This window comes from Shewanella holmiensis (assembly GCF_025370255.1).
GTDB classification, from domain to species: Bacteria; Pseudomonadota; Gammaproteobacteria; order Enterobacterales; family Shewanellaceae; genus Shewanella; species Shewanella holmiensis.
Window position 1 is genome coordinate 71,970 of the sequence record NZ_JAMTCD010000005.1, and the last position, 16,104, is coordinate 88,073.

A 16,104-nucleotide genomic window follows, 5' to 3' on the forward strand; every position below is an offset into this window, starting at 1 on the left:
TGATACTCAAGTGAGTGTATATCCCATAAATAGAGGGCGCTTAAGCGCCCTTTTCGTTTTATCGACATGAACATTTATTATGAGTCCAGAACGCTACGCCCGCATTAATCAAATGCTAGATAACCGTCAAACAGATCTAACGCTTTGCTTAGATACTGTGCATAAAACGCAAAATATTGCAGCTGTTATTCGTACCGCTGATGCCGTAGGTATCCATCAAATTCATGCGGTTTGGCCCGATGCAGAGATGCGAGTCTCAGGTAATACGGCATCAGGGAGTCAACAGTGGGTCAAAACCCTACAATACAGCAGCATGAGCGAAGCTGCTAAACAGTTTAATTTGCAAGGCATGCAAGTGCTGGCCACTAATTTTTCAGATAAAGCCGTCGACTTTAGAGACATTGATTACACCAAACCCACGGTCGTGATCATGGGTAACGAGCGTGACGGTGTCAGTGATGAAGGCCTTGCAATTGCCGATCAACATATCATCATTCCAATGCTCGGAATGGTGCAATCACTGAATGTATCCGTGGCTTCAGCATTGATCATGTATGAAGCGCAACGCCAACGTGAGCAAGCAGGCATGTATGGTACTCGTCAGTTAGATGAAGCTTATTGTCAAAAAATGTTATTTGAACAAGGCCATCCTATTTATGCCAAAGCTTGTCGACGTAAAAACATTCCTTACCCTAGCATTGATGCACAAGGACAAATAGAGGCTAATGCTACTTGGTGGCAACGCATGCGCGAACCCGATCCAAATGCTGATGAAGCTTAACTAAAAATCAGCTTGTTGTGACTAGCTCCATAACGTCAAAGATAGTGGCAGACGCCTAATCAGTACTATGCCACTGAGACGGGATCAGGGCACCTTCAACTCCAACAATTACCAGGCAACATAACAACAAACTCGCGCAATTTATTCAACCTCCAACTAACAACATCGATAAATAACCCCAATAATGACCAAATATCGTCCACTTTTGTGCTGGTCAGAGCTTGTTATTAACAGATAACGTTTAATATCGCAGCAACGCAAACCATTTGCACCGGCTCTCAAAACTCGCCATACTAGTTCAAACGCATGTTTGAACTAGTCTTATTAATAACAAAAAATCAGAGAATAGCCCTATGAATAATGCAATGAAAACACCCGTTGAGATGCTTGCGCATTGGGTTGACACTCAAGGTGATGAAATCTATCTACGCCAACCGATTAACGGCAAATATGTCGATTTTACCTGGCGTGAAGTACAACAGAAAATGCAACAAATTACCGGAGCCCTGCGACATTTAGGCTTAGTGCCTGGTGACAAAGTTGCCGTTTTATCTAAAAATTGTGCCGAATGGTTTATTACCGATCTGGCATTAATGCACGGGGGATATATCAGTGTACCTATTTACCCAACAGCCAATGCCGATACCATTCGTTATGTGTTAGAACACAGTGGTACCAAAGCTATTTTTATTGGTAAATTAGATTATTGGGCTGATCAAGAAGCTGGCGTAGGTGGAGATATATTACGCTTAGCGATGCCTTACGACACCATGCCTGCGCAATATCAATGGGATCAGTTGTTATCTTTGGGGCAACCGCTTGTGGATGTCGAGTATCCAACACCAGATACCACAATGACGTTAATTTACACCTCAGGTTCAACCGGTAAACCTAAAGGCGCCATTCATACGTTTGCGAATTACAGCTGGACCTGCGGCGTTGTCGTGCGTGATTTGCAAACCAATACTGCCGATAGATTAATATCCTATCTTCCTCTAGCCCATATTACTGAGCGAGTAGCGATTGAAGGTTCCTCTTTTTATTCTGGCTCATCGGTCGCCTTTGTCGAAAGTCTTGATAGCTTTGTCAACGATGTGCAACGCTGCCGCCCAACGGTTTTCTTCTCAGTGCCGCGTTTATGGACTTTATTCCAGCTGAACATTATCAATAAAATTGGTGAGAATAAGCTTAATTTCCTCTTAAAAGTCCCAATCATCAGTAGCATTATTAAGCGCAAGATCCAAAAGGGTTTAGGCTTAGAGCATTGTCGCTTATTAGGCTCGGGCTCTGCACCTATTCCACCCACACTATTGAAGTGGTATCACAGCATTGGCATGAATATCTGTGAAGCATGGGGCATGACAGAGAATTGTGCTTACTCGATTATCAACTTCCCATTCAATCCTAATAAAATTGGCAGTGTAGGTCGCGCCATTGAAGGTTGTCAGGTTCGCCGAACAGAACAAGGTGAATTAATGGTTAAAAGCCCTGGCTTGATGAAAGGCTACTACCTACAAGAAGAAGCCACAGCGGCGGCGTTTGATGAAGATGGCTTTTTCTACACTGGCGATTTATGTGAAATAGACAGTGATGGCTATATAGATATTACTGGTCGAGTCAAAGACAACTTTAAAACTTCAAAAGGCAAATATGTGGCGCCGGTTCCGATTGAGCGTAAGTTAGCTCAAGATTCACACCTTGAGCTAATTTGTGTGATAGGTTCAGGTTTACCACACCCTGTCGCATTAGTGCAATTATCTGAGGGAGCAAACAGACAGCCACGAGAAGAAGTGCGCAGCTCATTAAAAGCCACCTTAGACAGTATCAACCCTAACTTAGAATCCCATGAACATGTCGATGCGATTGTGGTGGTAACAGAACCCTGGACCATCGAAAATGATGTTCTAACGCCTACGCTTAAAATCAAACGTCATGTGTTAGAAAAAGCGTTTAGTGCCAAAGTAGAAGGTGTACGTGGAGCAAAAGTGCGCTGGGAAGACGAGCTATAACTCGATGAATTAAAATTCATGAGATAGATAAAAAAATACACGCTGAATGCGTGTATTTTTTTGACATATTCTGTCAACATATGCCGACCAAAACTGTCGCCTTAAGTGCAAAAAATAGTGTCACTTAGGTAACCTAATTTAATGAGAGTATCATGTTGATTGCATTGGCCATTATTGGCGGATTTATAATTTTAACCTTCGGCGCAGAAGCGTTAGTTCGTGGTGCGAGTGCTGTCGCATTACGCTTAGGTATCGCACCGTTGATCATCGGTTTAACCATTGTTGCCTTTGGTACCAGCGCACCAGAATTAGCGGTAAGCGTAAAATCGGCTTTAGCGGGTAACCCTGGCATAGCACTTGGCAACGTAGTGGGCTCAAACATTGTCAACATTGGTTTAATCTTAGCGATCACCGCACTGATCAAACCAATAAAAATCCAATCACAAATGGTGAAGCGTGATATTCCATTAATGATTGGCGCCTCTATATTAGTGTGGTTCTTGCTACTGGATGGTATTGTCAGCTTTATGGACGGCGCCATTTTATTTAGCTTGTTGGTCGGTTATTTGGTCTTCAGTTATGTTAGTTCAAAAAATGAGCCTGAAGAGTTAGATATTGATACCACCCCACAAAATCCACTGCTGTCAATTGGCCTTATTGCTGTGGGTATCGCGATGTTAGTCGGCGGCGGCATATTGTTTGTTGGTGGCGCGGTCGACCTTGCCAAAATGTTTGGCATTAGTGAAGTCATTATTGGTTTAACCATTGTGGCTATTGGCACCAGCATGCCTGAGTTGGTCACCTCGGTGATGGCGGCATTGAAAGGTCAAAGCGATATTGCCATTGGTAACGTTGTTGGCTCTAACATCTTTAACGTACTGGGTATTTTGGGCGCAACGGCGTTAATTCACCCAGTATCGGCTGAAGGTTTTAATCAAGTCGACTTTATTGCGATGATTATTTTTGCCATCTTAGTACTGCCATTCGCCTGGAGCGGCCTGCGGATCGGGCGTCGTGAAGGTGCAGTTTTGCTTGCAGGCTATATTGGATACACCAGCTATTTGATTTCTCAAGTGGTGTAATCATCAGCAGTCTAAATACTTCGAGCCCCTGATTATCAGGGGCTTTTTACTTTTAATCTTCATCGATGACAAATGTCATATTCAATTGATGACCTTTGTCGCTAACAACAATTCGGCCCTATCGACATACTAAGCCTATCCCAACAAATTGCTTGGGCTTACTTATACGGATATAGCCATGAAAACATTATTATTAGTTTCCAGTTTAATTTTTGTTAGCTACTCAACTATGGCCAGTATCGAACAAATTGATACTGCTGCAAATACCCTGAATATCGCCGAGCTTAAACAATATAGTGTCAATGCTGTCGATTATGAAAAAGCTTACGCTAACTACCGATTAGCCATTACCGCCAATATTGTCGGTCAAATTGGGCTAGCGGCACAATCTCTCAATAGTGCTCAACTCACCCTTGAAACAATACTGAATAGTCATGCCAACGCAGACACTCAAGCTCTGCTGGCTGCAGTGTACGGCATGCAAATTGCGGTTGATAATAGTAAAGGTACTGAATACGGCATGAAAGCAGCCACCCTTTTGCAGCAAGCAAACCAACTTGAGCCACAAAACCCTCGTGTAAGCTTAGTGAGAGCCATTAATGCTTTTTACACTCCAAGTATCATGGGGGGCGGGCTGGACAAAACGACATTACTGGCAACTCAAGCTATTGAGCAATTTGACCTACCCTGTGACACATTCTGCTGGGGACATGCTGAAGCCTACACTTGGCGTGGACTCGCTAAACAGGAGCAAGGAGACTTAGCTGGCGCAATGCAAGATTGGCAAACCGCACTCACCGTTGACAAGCAATATGGCTGGGCCAACTTTCTGCTTAATCAACAATCAACCGCCCAATGACAGACACCATCTGATTGCCAGGTTAATAGATGACTTCAAGGTGGTGATTAACACCATCTTGAGGTAATTTAATTGCAATCGACAAATTGCTTCAGATTCTGTCGAATAAGGAAATCGATAATGCATGATGCTATTTCAAACCACCAGGATGGAGAAAAAAGCTACGAGCAAAAAACCGCCTGGGTTTATTTGCTCAATTTAGGCTTTTACTTTATCCCGTTATTTTTTATGCAGGATCAATGGTTGAAAATTACCATTGCATTAGTATTACTGATCCCGTTTATCTGGGGTTACTTTTGGGCCTATAGCAGCAATGCAGATAACGCCATTTACCCCATCAGTTTAATGTTAGCCTGTGCCATTATTGGCACACCTTTTACCTCAGGTACCATTTCACTGTTTTCTTTTGTGTGTTTTTTTATTGGTTTTTTCTATCCATTAAAAAACACTATCATCAGCTTTATCTGTATTTGTATTTTATTGTTCGCTTTGAATAGCGTAGTCGATACGGTTGGATATTACTTTGCCTTTTACGGCATAGGTATTAGCTTAGGCGTCGGGGTATTTGGTATCATAGAGCAAAATCGTCAGCGCATTATACGTCAGCAAAAACGATCTCAAGATGAAATAACCAACTTAGCTACGGCACTTGAACGAGAACGTATTGCCCGTGATTTACATGACATAATGGGACATAATTTATCTTCCATTGCCCTAAAAGCTGAATTGGCCAGTAAACTTCTGGTGGCAAACCAAGCCGAACAGGCCCAAATTCAACTTAATCAATTATCAGATATTGCCCGAGAAAGCTTAAGCCAAATTCGTCAGACCGTATCAAATTTCAAGCACAAGGGGCTAAATGCCTGCTTACCTGCACTAAGCCAATCTTTACGCGATAAAGGTATGGAAGTGATTATCGAAGGGGAAACACCCCTGCTAACAGAATTAGCAGAATCACAACTGACCTTAATCCTGACTGAGTTATTTAATAACTGCTTAAAACACAGTGCAGCTGATCGAGTGCGATTGACATTTAGTGATGAGCCAACCCAAATAAGCATCAACTTTACTCAAAATACTCGGGTTATTAATGTGACAGAAGGAAATGGCTTAAAAGGGATCCGAGAGCGTATCGCATTACTCAGTGGCAGCATAAAATACCAGTGTTCACCTCAGTTTAGCCTGACCATTGATTTACCAAATCAACTAAATCAACTAAATCAACTAAATCAACTAAATCAACAGGATGGATGATGAAGATATTATTGGCCGAAGACCAAGCCATGATCCGCGGGGCATTAGTTGCATTATTAACACTTGCCCAACATGAACTTGCCTACGCAGGCCATTTTGAAATTATCGCGGTAGAAGACGGTGAGCAGGCCATTAATGCTTTAAAAACACAGCATGTTGACCTGCTATTAACCGATATTGAAATGCCCCATAAAACTGGCTTGGATTTAAGTCAGTGGCTGCAATCCAATAGTAAAAACACAAAAGTCATTATCTTGACCACCTTTGGCCGAGCAGGTTACATCAAACGCGCCCTTGAGTATGGCGTAAATGGCTTTTTACTTAAAGATGCGCCCTCAGATGATTTAATCAAAGCTATCAAGCAAGTCATGGCAGGTAAACGCGTCATAGATGCTGAACTGGCTTTTACGGCCATAGGTGAAGTTGACCCACTTAATGATAAAGAGCGTCATGCACTCAGACTTGCCAGCGAAGGAAAGTCGACTATTGATATTGCCAAAATCCTTTTCATTGCCGAGGGCACTGTGCGAAATTACTTATCCGAAGCCATCAGTAAACTGAACGCCGGCAATCGAATAGATGCAGCAAGAATCGCCAAACAAAAAGGTTGGTTGTAAAAACCACAAACATTCCGCTGTATCCCATTATTGCCTTAGAGGCAATCTCTGCTAGTATAGACAAAATACATGTATATATTTACAGTGTTACACAATAAACGGATTGGAGTAAGTTGCATTTGTTGCGTTTAGATTTAGTGCCCATTACTGAACTAAAAGGTGTGGCCAAAAAAATGGCTGAGAAGCTACACAAATTAGGCATAAAAACAGTGCAAGATGTGCTGTTTCACTTACCTTTACGCTACGAAGACCGAACCCAAATCTACCCTATCGCCAACTTATCTTTTGGCAGTTACGGCACCATAGAAGCAGAAGTGCAATCGACGCAAATTATTCAGGGCCGCCGCCGAATGCTTATCTGTAATGTACGCGATGCAACAGGCCCGCTGACCTTACGCTTTTTTAATTTTTCCATGGCACAGCGCAGCGCCATGCAACAGGGCGCGATGATCAGAGCCTATGGTGAAATCCGCCGCGGTAACCACCATGCTGAAATTGTTCACCCTGACTATAAAATCATTCAAGCGGGTAATGATGCCAACTTAAGCGAAACTTTAACGCCCATCTATCCAACAACCGAAGGGCTAAAGCAGGCAAGTTGGATAAAGCTGACCGAACAAGCGTTATTAATGCTTAGTCAGGGCGGGTTAGTTGAGCTAATCCCTGCAAACTTACAACCGAATAACTTAAGCTTACCGCAAGCCTTAATGATTTTGCATCGACCAGATAAAAACGTCGACCCACATATGCTGGAGCAAGGCGACCACCCTGCCCAACAACGTCTAGTGCAAGAAGAATTGCTGGCGCATAATTTAAGCATGTTGCAATTAAGACAAAAGTCTCGACGTGATAATGCCGTTTCGTTATCTGCAAGCGGGCAATTGCTCAATCCATTTTTAAAAAATTTACCTTTTAAACCCACTGGGGCGCAACAGCGTGTCGTGGCGGAAATCAGCGAAGATCTACATCAAGCCCACCCTATGATGCGTTTAGTTCAAGGTGATGTTGGCTCAGGTAAAACTCTGGTTGCCGCTATGGCGGCGCTGCAAGCGATAGAAAACGGTTACCAAGTTGCCATGATGGCGCCAACAGAGCTATTAGCAGAGCAACATGCGGCTAATTTTGCACAATGGTTTGAGCCCCTTGGATTAAAAGTAGGTTGGCTGGCAGGTAAACTTAAAGGTAAAGCCAGAGCCCAATCTTTAGCAGATATCGCCTCTGGTGCTGCCCAAATGGTCATTGGTACCCATGCGATATTTCAAGAAGCGGTACAATTTCATAAACTTGCCCTAATCATAATCGATGAGCAACACAGATTTGGCGTACATCAACGCTTAGGGTTGCGAGAGAAAGGCGTGCATCAAGGTTTTCATCCACACCAACTGATCATGACTGCAACCCCCATACCTCGCACACTGGCCATGACAGCCTATGCTGACCTTGATACCTCTATTATCGATGAACTACCGCCTGGACGAACACCCGTGAGCACGGTGGCAGTATCCGATAGTCGCCGTAACGATGTTATTGAACGCGTCAGAATGGCAGCAATCCAAGATAATCGCCAAGCTTATTGGGTATGCACCTTAATTGAAGAGTCCGAAGTGCTAGAGTGCCAAGCAGCTGAAGACACAGCAGCTGAACTCACTGAAGTACTGCCAGAATTAAAAGTCGGTTTAGTCCACGGGCGAATGAAAAGCACAGAGAAACAAGCCGTCATGGCACAATTCAAAGCTGGCGAAATACACCTGCTTGTGGCAACCACTGTGATTGAAGTTGGCGTGGATGTGCCCAATGCCAGCTTAATGATTATCGAAAACCCTGAACGCCTAGGGCTAGCACAGTTACACCAGTTGCGCGGGCGGGTTGGCCGCGGTGCGGTAGCCAGCCATTGTGTGTTACTCTACAAAGCTCCGTTGTCGCAAACAGCAACCAAACGCTTAGGGGTATTACGTGACAGTAATGATGGCTTTGTTATTGCGCAAAAAGATCTTGAGATTAGAGGTCCAGGCGAGGTACTCGGTACTCGACAAACCGGTCTTGCTGAATTGAAAATTGCGGATTTAGTCCGCGATCAACATTTGATCCCCAGCATTCAAAAATTGGCGGTTCATATTCATCAACAGGTTCCTGACAATGTCGGCCCGATCATTCAGCGATGGTTGGGTGAACGTCAACAGTATGTGCAAGCATAATACTGAGTAAAAAAGATGATTTTTTATTTATATTTCAACCCTCCTATAGACAAGCAAGCGTAATCTTGCACAATGTACAGAGTATTATGGATTTTAATGTTCTGTATTATCAGCTTTAGCAGCTAAGGAATTACAATGCAGGTTAATAAAGAAGATCGAGCAACTCCCGCACCAGAGCCAAAATCGGGCTCCAACACCACAGTTATTGGCGTAGTGGTCGTTGCACTTATTGCGGCAGCTGGTTACTTCTATATGAGTGGTGATGACGCAATAGAAATAGAGCAAAGCCTCCCAACACCGATTGTATTACCTGAGCCTATTCCTATAGAACCAATTGAGCAAGCCCCTATCGAAGAGCCTGCGATTGAAGAATCCATAACTGAGTCTGATGTTGTTCCATTAGGTGAACCTGAAACGCCTGCGGCAATTGTAGAGCCTTTACCCGCATTAGCGGAATCAGATGATTTTGTCGCGAAAAAAACCCTTGCCGTTGCCAGTGGCATGAAGATTGAACCACTGATTTTAAAAAAGGATATGGCGCGTCAATTTGTGGTCTTTATTGATAACCTCGCTCAAGGTGAACTGATCCGTAAAGCTAGCCCTATGATAGGTCCTGACAATAAATTTACCACCAGTGAAATCACTAACAAAACCTATCTCAACCCAGATAGTTATCACCGTTATGATATTTATGCTGACTTTGTCAGTGGCTTAAACGATCAAGAATTAGCCGCCACGTACCGTGAACTAAAGCCTTTATTCGAAGAAGCCTTTACTGAATTAGGCTATACCGACACCAGCTTTGATGCCCGTATGCATCAAGCCTTTAAGATGATTGTCGATGCACCTATCGTTGAAGACCCAATTGAGTTAACCTCGATTTCAGTGAACTACAAATATGTTGATGCTAACTTAGAAGCCTTGCCAAACGCCCAGAAGCTTTTGATCAGAATGGGACCTGAAAATACTCGTAAGATTAAAAATGCTGTAAAGCGTTTGCAACCTTTACTGCCAAACTAAGCCCATTAAATTCTTATCGGTCACTTCTACCATAAGGTGACCCTTAACAAGCAGCGAAAATGACATCATTGACGCTGCTTTTTTATGCCTTAAACACTGTTTCACACTTCATACTTTAGTGTACAATTGCGGCGGTTAATGATGAGCCTTGCGCATGTTTTAGTACACACTCAGAATTAACTCTTAGATAAGGACAACTAGGCAAAATTGAGGCAATGTAATGCAGTTAGCATTTGATATTTTATCATGGGGAGCATGGACACCCGACTTTCAAACAAAAGAGAGTTGGTTGAACTGGCAATCACCTAATCAAAATAATCAGCCGAATTCCGTTGCCCCCGCGTTAGCGCAGATTCCTGCAATGCAACGACGTCGTTTTAGTCGATTAACTAAAATGATGCTTCACGTTGCGTTTGAATGTCAGGCTCAGCCCAATACCCGAAGCGTATTTGCCTCTCGTCACGGAGAGCTCAATCGCACCATCGGCTTGCTTGAAGATGTCATTGCCAAACAACCACTTTCCCCTATGGCCTTTAGTCAATCTGTACACAATACCGGCAGTGGTATTTATGGCATTGTCAGTGACAATACCGCAAGTTCAACCTCCATTGCGGCAGGAGCGCAAAGCTTGCCACAGGTATTTATTGAAACCTATGGTCAACTTGTAGCAAACCCTACACCTGTGCTGTTGGTTTTTGCTGATGAACCTGTACCACCTGTGTATAACGAGTTTATCAATGAGGTCGAATTATCGATTAGCCTCGGCGTATTACTCACCTTAGCATCGGATACTCCTAGACCAGAAAGGATAGCCAGGTTAACACTGACAAATACAAATAATCTGCAGACTTCAGACTCTGCTATCAGTTTAAGCCAACTCATTCACCATCTTGCCAGCAGCAATCCACTGCAAGGCAAAATGTGTCAATGGCATTGGACATTAACCCCCCATGTCTAGTACCAAGCAAACGTTACCCCCGCCAGCCCCAAAACTGACTGGAATCGCTTATATACCAAGGTGGATTGGGGGAGTCGGTTGTTATTTGATGTTTGGTTTGGGTGGATTACTCAGCTCGTTGACAGTTTTACCTTTACTGCGTTTTTGGCCTGGCACTTATACCGTTAAAGTCGCGCGGGTACAGCGTTTTGTCAGTTGGATGTTTCGTGGTTTTGTCGCCATGTTAACTTTTGCAGGGGTGATAAAAGTCAGCCAAGCACAGATTAAACGACTGAATAACGTAACTGGTACCATTATTGTGGCTAATCACCCCACGCTAGTGGATGTTGTGGTACTTATCAGCCTAATGCCCAATGTTGGCTGCGTGGTCAAACAAACATTATGGCGCAATCCATTTATTCGCGGGGTATTATCCTGTGCTGGATATATTCCTAATCGCGGTGCAACGCTGTTACTAGATGATTGTGCTGAGGTGTTATCTCGAGGCACTAATGTGATCATTTTCCCAGAAGGCACGCGCACTGTCGCAGGAAGCATCATTAACCCTTTTGCCCGTGGTGCCGCCAATATAGCCCTGCGCACCTGCAGTGATATTTTGCCCGTGATCTTGAGAACCGATGTCGCAGGGTTAACCAAACAACAACCATGGTATGAAATTCCCCGACAAACGATTAATATGTCGGTTGAAGTCGGTGATATTTTTTCCTATCAAGCTTACCAGCAACTCGATGGCGGCGATGCAAAGCGGGCCAGACAGATGACGCGTGAGCTAGAACAGTTTTACAAAACACAATTAGTACACCCGATCCCGTTTTAGATATTAGCAACCATAAGAATAGAAAATGACCACGTTAAATAATGAAATCAAACAACTCATCATTGATTGTTTAGATCTTGAAGATATCTCAATTGAAGATATTGACACCAATGCTGCTCTATTTGGTGAAGGCTTAGGCTTAGATTCTATTGACGCTTTAGAATTAGGGTTAGCCATTAAAAAACAATTTGATGTTAAAATTGAAGCAAACTCTGATGCCACTAAAGCCCACTTTTACAGTGTTGCAAGTTTGGCAAGTTTCATTGAGTCACAGCGCGTTTAGGAGCCAACATGCAAAGCCGTGAACAAATTTATGACATGCTGTGTGGCATTCTAGTAGATGAATTTGAAATTGAACGTGAAGACATTACTTTAGAGGCTTCACTTTACCAAGATTTGGACTTAGACAGCATTGATGCCGTGGATTTAGTGATAAAACTGCAGCAGATGACAGGTAAAAAAATTCAACCTGAAGAATTCAAAGCAGTGCGTACCGTGGATGATGTCGTTAATGCCATTGATGGATTAATGAAACAATAATGAAACGTATATTGCAGGTGCTGTCTGCATTGGCGGTAATGGGATACCCAATTGCCGTCTACTTCGGCCTGCAATTATTGCCCAGCGGCGTCATTGCCCTAGTGTTATGTGGTTTATTAATCACGCGACTGTCATTAAGTCGGCAGCAATTAAAACCTATGCTAGCACCATTGATAGTCGGGATAGCCTTAACGGCAGCCAGCTTTATTGCTAAACGGCATGATTGGTTATTGTATTATCCTGTGGTCATTAACCTCAGTATGTTAGCTTTATTTGGCCACTCATTGAAATATGGCCCAAGCATGATTGAGCGTTTAGCTAAATTGAAAGAGCCCGATTTACCAAAGGAAGCAACACCTTATCTGGTCAAAGTGACCCAGATTTGGTGCCTGTTTTTTGTCTTAAATGGACTCATGGCGCTCTATACTGCGCTCGCAACAAGCTTAGAAACATGGACCCTATATAACGGCCTTATCGCATATGTATTGATAGGTGCTTTATTGGGTGGAGAATGGCTGTATCGTACTTTATGGTTGAAAAAACATGGATAATTTATTACTTAATTGGCTTAAACAAGGGCCAAATACTCAGCAATTAATCAGTTTTAATCATCACGATATTATGCCAAGCAACCGCTTTTGTGCTCAGGTGGCTTATCTTTATCAGCAGTTACATGCACAGCCTGCACAACGTTGGCTCCTGGCCGCCAAGCAAAGCGATTTATTTGCTGCAGGCCTTTGCGCAGGGTTATTAGCCGGTAAAACCATTATTTTGCCCGCAAACACTCAGGCAGGTACGATATCTGAACTCAACCATCAATTTGACGCGGTGCTTGCTGACGAGCCAGTTTGTGAAGTCAGAACCTTTATCCCCCTCAGCACTGAAATAACCCCGCCAGCCGCAAAATGGCCTAAAAGTGACCACTTAGGTGAGTTAATTCTATTTACTTCGGGGAGTAGCGGCGAACCCAAAGCGGTACGAAAAACCATTGCTCAACTTGATGCAGAAGTCAGCACATTAGAGCGCACTTTTGCCGAACAATTACCCCATTGCTCAGTCGTATCAACAGTTTCGCATCAACACATTTATGGTTTGTTGTTCAAAATTTTATGGCCACTTGCAGCTAATCGACCTTTCTTGAGTGAACAAATTGAATACCCAGAAACCCTGAGTTACTACTTAGCTATCATGCCAAACCTCTGTTTAATCAGTAGTCCTGCACAGCTTTCTCGGTTACCAGGTGCTTTAGAAAATCAGCTACAGCACCGCCATCCTAGCTTAATCTTTAGCTCAGGTGGCCCACTTAGTTTTCAAGCAGCTACCGATATCGAGCAATGTTATCGTCAAGTGCCTATCGAAATTTTCGGTAGTACAGAAACCGGCGGAATTGCCTATCGACGTCAACACAAGGCCAATGAACCTTGGCAAGTGTTCAGCCCTGTGACCATTAAACAGGCCCCCGATGATGGTGCCCTATGCATTCAATCTGCTTATTTGGAACAAGATAACCAATGGCATAAGTGTGATGACAGCATTGAGCTGATTAACGCGCAACAATTTACCCTGCTCAATCGCCTTGACCGTATTGTAAAAGTAGAAGAAAAGCGCATTTCCATGGTGCAGATGGAACAGTTACTACGCTCACATCCTTTAGTGGTCGATGCTGCAGTCGCTATGCTTACTAAGCCGCGCCAAATGCTAGGTGCGATTGTGACGTTAACTGACGAAGGTAAAGCATTGCTGGCAACAGAGGGCAAACTCGCAGTAAATAACCGCATTAAAAAGCATTTATTAAGCCAATTTGAGCGCGTCACACTTCCAAGACGTTGGCGTTATCCGGATGCCATTCCTCAAAATTCGGAAGGGAAACGAGTCCAATCAGATCTGATTTCGTTACTAAAAAAACATGATTAAATCCGTATTACCGCAAATCATTAGCACGCATCAACAAGATGACACCATTACATGGCATATTTTTGTGGATGCCAGTTTAGACTTTTTTAAGGGCCACTTTCCTGAGCAGGCGGTATTGCCTGGTGTCACACAATTGGATTGGGCGGTGCAGTTAGGATGCCAGGCATTTGGCTACGATCCCAAAGTGGCTAGCCTTGAAGTATTAAAGTTTCAGCAACTGTTGCTGCCAGACAGTCAGGTTGAACTCACCATTAATCACAATAAAGATAAAGCCAGACTCACGTTTCAGTATGCCAACGGCGATAAACGCTATGCATCAGGGCGCATAGTGTGCATCCCCAAGGTTTCAGGAAACAACCAATGAAACTGGCATTAATTATTCCTAATTACAATCATCATCTTGAGATTGAAAATACCCTAGCGGCATTAGCACAGTTTAACCTACCCTGTTATTTAATTGACGATGGTAGTCAAGATGAAACCCGTTATGTGCTTCAAGCCATGGCGGACAAATTTGCTTGGGTCACTTTAATTCATCACCCTTTTAATCGCGGCAAAGGTGCTGCGGTGATCACTGGGCTAAGAGCGGCTTTTGCCGATGGCTTTAGCCACGCTTTGCAAGTGGATGCCGATGGCCAGCATAACCTCACGGATATTCCGTTAATGATTGAGGCTGCAGAGGCAAATCCACTAGCATTGATTTCAGGTAAGCCAGAATACGATGAATCTGTGCCCAAAGGGCGTTTATACGGGCGCTACATCACCCATTTTTGGGTGTGGATTGAAACCTTAAGTTTTGACATTCAAGATTCAATGTGTGGCTTTCGTATTTATCCCCTTGCCGCTACCGAGCAGCTTTTTAAAACTTGCTCGCTTGGCGAACGAATGGATTTCGATATCGAGGTCATGGTGAAGTTACATTGGCAAAAGACGCCAATTATTCAACTGCCCACTAAAGTGATTTACCCTGAAAATGGCATTAGTCACTTTCAAGGCTTACAAGACAACGTTCGCATCAGTTGGATGCACACGCGATTATTTTTTGGCATGTTAAAAAGACTCCCTCAAAGACTATTGCAGCGCGATAACCAACAACACTGGTCAACGATGCAAGAACGTGGCAGTTACTGGGGCATAAAATTACTGGCGCAAAGCTATCGATTTGGTGGCCATTGGTTATGCCGCGCCATTATGTACCCCGTAATTGGTTATTTCTTTCTAACAGGCGGAAGTGCACGTAAAGCATCGATGGAATTTTTACAGCATGTTAAGCAACTTAACCCACTACATACGGATTTATCAGCCAAGTTAAGCTGGCAAGACAGCTTGCGACACTTCATCGCCTTTGGTAACGCCGCCTTAGATAGAATCGATGCTTGGTGCGACCGGATTACACTGAGCGAAGTTGATTTTGCCGACAGACATTTACTTGCAGATCAAATAGCTACTGGTAAAGGTGCCGTGTTATTGGTATCGCATTTAGGTAATTTAGAATTATGCCGAGCAATATCCATCCACCAGCAAAAAGTAAAAGTAAATGTCATGGTGCTCACAAGTCATGCTGAAAACTTTAATAAAGTATTGCAGCAGCTTAACCCACAAAGCACGTTAAATTTAATCCAGGTTAACGAGCTAGACCCCAGCACCGCCATGCTATTACAGCAAAAAATCGAGCAAGGTGAATTGGTCGTGATTGCCGCCGACAGAACGTCTTCAAACAGTCAGGGACGAGTGGTTAACTTGCCCTTTTTAGGTGAACCAGCGCCCTTCCCGCAAGGGCCGTTTATTTTGGCAAGTCTACTTGATTGCCCTGTATTTACAATGTTCTGTATTCGTCAGCATGGCCGCTATCAAGTGCATGTTGAGCACTTAGCCGACACCTTAAAAGGCCCCAGAAAAGATCGAGCAGCCAGGCTCACAGATGCCATGACGAAGTACAGTCAACGCTTAGCGTATTTTGCACAACTTGCCCCATTACAATGGTTTAATTTTTATGATTTTTGGCGTGACGATAACAACAGCATACGCCAATCTGTCCAATCTAAGCAGGAACAATAA

At 43.6% G+C, this 16,104-nt stretch carries 16 protein-coding genes; all 16 read left to right on the top strand.

Annotated features, from left to right (window positions below; all coding sequences use genetic code 11):
- Window positions 1-79: 79 nt before the first annotated feature.
- The gene (gene trmH / locus NE535_RS05540; protein ID WP_261297674.1) at window positions 80-781 is read left to right on the top strand and encodes a tRNA (guanosine(18)-2'-O)-methyltransferase TrmH; all 702 of its coding nucleotides are present in this window, start codon (window positions 80-82) and stop codon (window positions 779-781) included.
- A 353-nt stretch (window positions 782-1,134) separates the two neighbouring features.
- Complete coding sequence (locus NE535_RS05545; protein ID WP_261297675.1) at window positions 1,135-2,790, top strand: AMP-binding protein; 1,656 nt, start codon at window positions 1,135-1,137, stop codon at window positions 2,788-2,790.
- Window positions 2,791-2,942: 152 nt separating this feature from the next.
- The gene (locus NE535_RS05550) at window positions 2,943-3,872 is read left to right on the top strand and encodes a calcium/sodium antiporter (protein ID WP_261297676.1); all 930 of its coding nucleotides are present in this window, start codon (window positions 2,943-2,945) and stop codon (window positions 3,870-3,872) included.
- A gap of 178 nt (window positions 3,873-4,050) precedes the next feature.
- Window positions 4,051-4,731 carry a hypothetical protein gene (locus NE535_RS05555; RefSeq protein WP_261297677.1) on the top strand — a complete coding sequence of 227 codons (681 nt, stop codon included), beginning with the start codon at window positions 4,051-4,053 and terminating at the stop codon, window positions 4,729-4,731.
- Between the two features lie 120 nt (window positions 4,732-4,851).
- Entirely contained in the window at window positions 4,852-5,985 is a 1,134-nt protein-coding gene (locus NE535_RS05560; protein WP_261297678.1) for a sensor histidine kinase, read from the top strand.
- A complete protein-coding gene (locus tag NE535_RS05565) occupies window positions 5,985-6,602 on the top strand; it encodes a response regulator transcription factor (protein ID WP_261297679.1) in 618 nt (205 codons plus the stop codon). Before NE535_RS05560 ends, NE535_RS05565 begins: the two co-directional genes overlap by 1 nt.
- Window positions 6,603-6,721: 119 nt before the next feature.
- Window positions 6,722-8,797, top strand: coding sequence for an ATP-dependent DNA helicase RecG (recG, locus tag NE535_RS05570; protein WP_261297680.1), 2,076 nt, complete (start codon window positions 6,722-6,724; stop codon window positions 8,795-8,797).
- A 135-nt stretch (window positions 8,798-8,932) separates the two neighbouring features.
- Window positions 8,933-9,817 (top strand): DUF3014 domain-containing protein, encoded by an 885-nt coding sequence (locus NE535_RS05575; protein WP_261297681.1) that lies wholly within the window; start codon window positions 8,933-8,935, stop codon window positions 9,815-9,817.
- Between the two features lie 220 nt (window positions 9,818-10,037).
- Window positions 10,038-10,775 carry a beta-ketoacyl synthase chain length factor gene (locus NE535_RS05580; RefSeq protein ID WP_261297682.1) on the top strand — a complete coding sequence of 246 codons (738 nt, stop codon included), beginning with the start codon at window positions 10,038-10,040 and terminating at the stop codon, window positions 10,773-10,775.
- Window positions 10,768-11,592 carry a lysophospholipid acyltransferase family protein gene (locus NE535_RS05585; protein ID WP_261297683.1) on the top strand — a complete coding sequence of 275 codons (825 nt, stop codon included), beginning with the start codon at window positions 10,768-10,770 and terminating at the stop codon, window positions 11,590-11,592. The genes NE535_RS05580 and NE535_RS05585 overlap by 8 nt, the downstream gene beginning before the upstream one ends.
- Window positions 11,593-11,617: 25 nt before the next feature.
- On the top strand, window positions 11,618-11,875 hold the full coding sequence (locus NE535_RS05590; protein WP_261297684.1) for a phosphopantetheine-binding protein: 258 nt from the start codon (window positions 11,618-11,620) through the stop codon (window positions 11,873-11,875).
- An 8-nt stretch (window positions 11,876-11,883) separates the two neighbouring features.
- Window positions 11,884-12,132, top strand: coding sequence for an acyl carrier protein (locus NE535_RS05595; protein ID WP_261297685.1), 249 nt, complete (start codon window positions 11,884-11,886; stop codon window positions 12,130-12,132).
- Window positions 12,132-12,683, top strand: coding sequence for a COG4648 family protein (locus tag NE535_RS05600; protein WP_261297686.1), 552 nt, complete (start codon window positions 12,132-12,134; stop codon window positions 12,681-12,683). The genes NE535_RS05595 and NE535_RS05600 overlap by 1 nt, the downstream gene beginning before the upstream one ends.
- Window positions 12,676-14,046 (top strand): AMP-binding protein, encoded by a 1,371-nt coding sequence (locus tag NE535_RS05605; protein WP_261297687.1) that lies wholly within the window; start codon window positions 12,676-12,678, stop codon window positions 14,044-14,046. The genes NE535_RS05600 and NE535_RS05605 overlap by 8 nt, the downstream gene beginning before the upstream one ends.
- Window positions 14,039-14,410: an ApeI family dehydratase gene (locus NE535_RS05610; RefSeq protein WP_261297688.1), complete on the top strand. Its 372-nt coding sequence runs from the start codon at window positions 14,039-14,041 to the stop codon at window positions 14,408-14,410. The genes NE535_RS05605 and NE535_RS05610 overlap by 8 nt, the downstream gene beginning before the upstream one ends.
- Window positions 14,407-16,104: a glycosyltransferase family 2 protein gene (locus NE535_RS05615; protein WP_261297689.1), complete on the top strand. Its 1,698-nt coding sequence runs from the start codon at window positions 14,407-14,409 to the stop codon at window positions 16,102-16,104. The genes NE535_RS05610 and NE535_RS05615 overlap by 4 nt, the downstream gene beginning before the upstream one ends.

Coding starts and splice junctions, on each gene's coding strand:
- NE535_RS05545 (WP_261297675.1), top strand. CDS start 1,135: ATGAATAATGCAATGAAAACACCCGTTGAGATGCTTGCGCATTGGGTT.
- NE535_RS05605 (WP_261297687.1), top strand. CDS start 12,676: ATGGATAATTTATTACTTAATTGGCTTAAACAAGGGCCAAATACTCAG.
- NE535_RS05615 (WP_261297689.1), top strand. CDS start 14,407: ATGAAACTGGCATTAATTATTCCTAATTACAATCATCATCTTGAGATT.
- trmH (WP_261297674.1), top strand. CDS start 80: ATGAGTCCAGAACGCTACGCCCGCATTAATCAAATGCTAGATAACCGT.
- NE535_RS05550 (WP_261297676.1), top strand. CDS start 2,943: ATGTTGATTGCATTGGCCATTATTGGCGGATTTATAATTTTAACCTTC.
- NE535_RS05590 (WP_261297684.1), top strand. CDS start 11,618: ATGACCACGTTAAATAATGAAATCAAACAACTCATCATTGATTGTTTA.
- NE535_RS05580 (WP_261297682.1), top strand. CDS start 10,038: ATGCAGTTAGCATTTGATATTTTATCATGGGGAGCATGGACACCCGAC.
- NE535_RS05595 (WP_261297685.1), top strand. CDS start 11,884: ATGCAAAGCCGTGAACAAATTTATGACATGCTGTGTGGCATTCTAGTA.
- NE535_RS05555 (WP_261297677.1), top strand. CDS start 4,051: ATGAAAACATTATTATTAGTTTCCAGTTTAATTTTTGTTAGCTACTCA.
- NE535_RS05585 (WP_261297683.1), top strand. CDS start 10,768: ATGTCTAGTACCAAGCAAACGTTACCCCCGCCAGCCCCAAAACTGACT.
- NE535_RS05610 (WP_261297688.1), top strand. CDS start 14,039: ATGATTAAATCCGTATTACCGCAAATCATTAGCACGCATCAACAAGAT.
- NE535_RS05565 (WP_261297679.1), top strand. CDS start 5,985: ATGAAGATATTATTGGCCGAAGACCAAGCCATGATCCGCGGGGCATTA.
- NE535_RS05575 (WP_261297681.1), top strand. CDS start 8,933: ATGCAGGTTAATAAAGAAGATCGAGCAACTCCCGCACCAGAGCCAAAA.
- NE535_RS05600 (WP_261297686.1), top strand. CDS start 12,132: ATGAAACGTATATTGCAGGTGCTGTCTGCATTGGCGGTAATGGGATAC.
- NE535_RS05560 (WP_261297678.1), top strand. CDS start 4,852: ATGCATGATGCTATTTCAAACCACCAGGATGGAGAAAAAAGCTACGAG.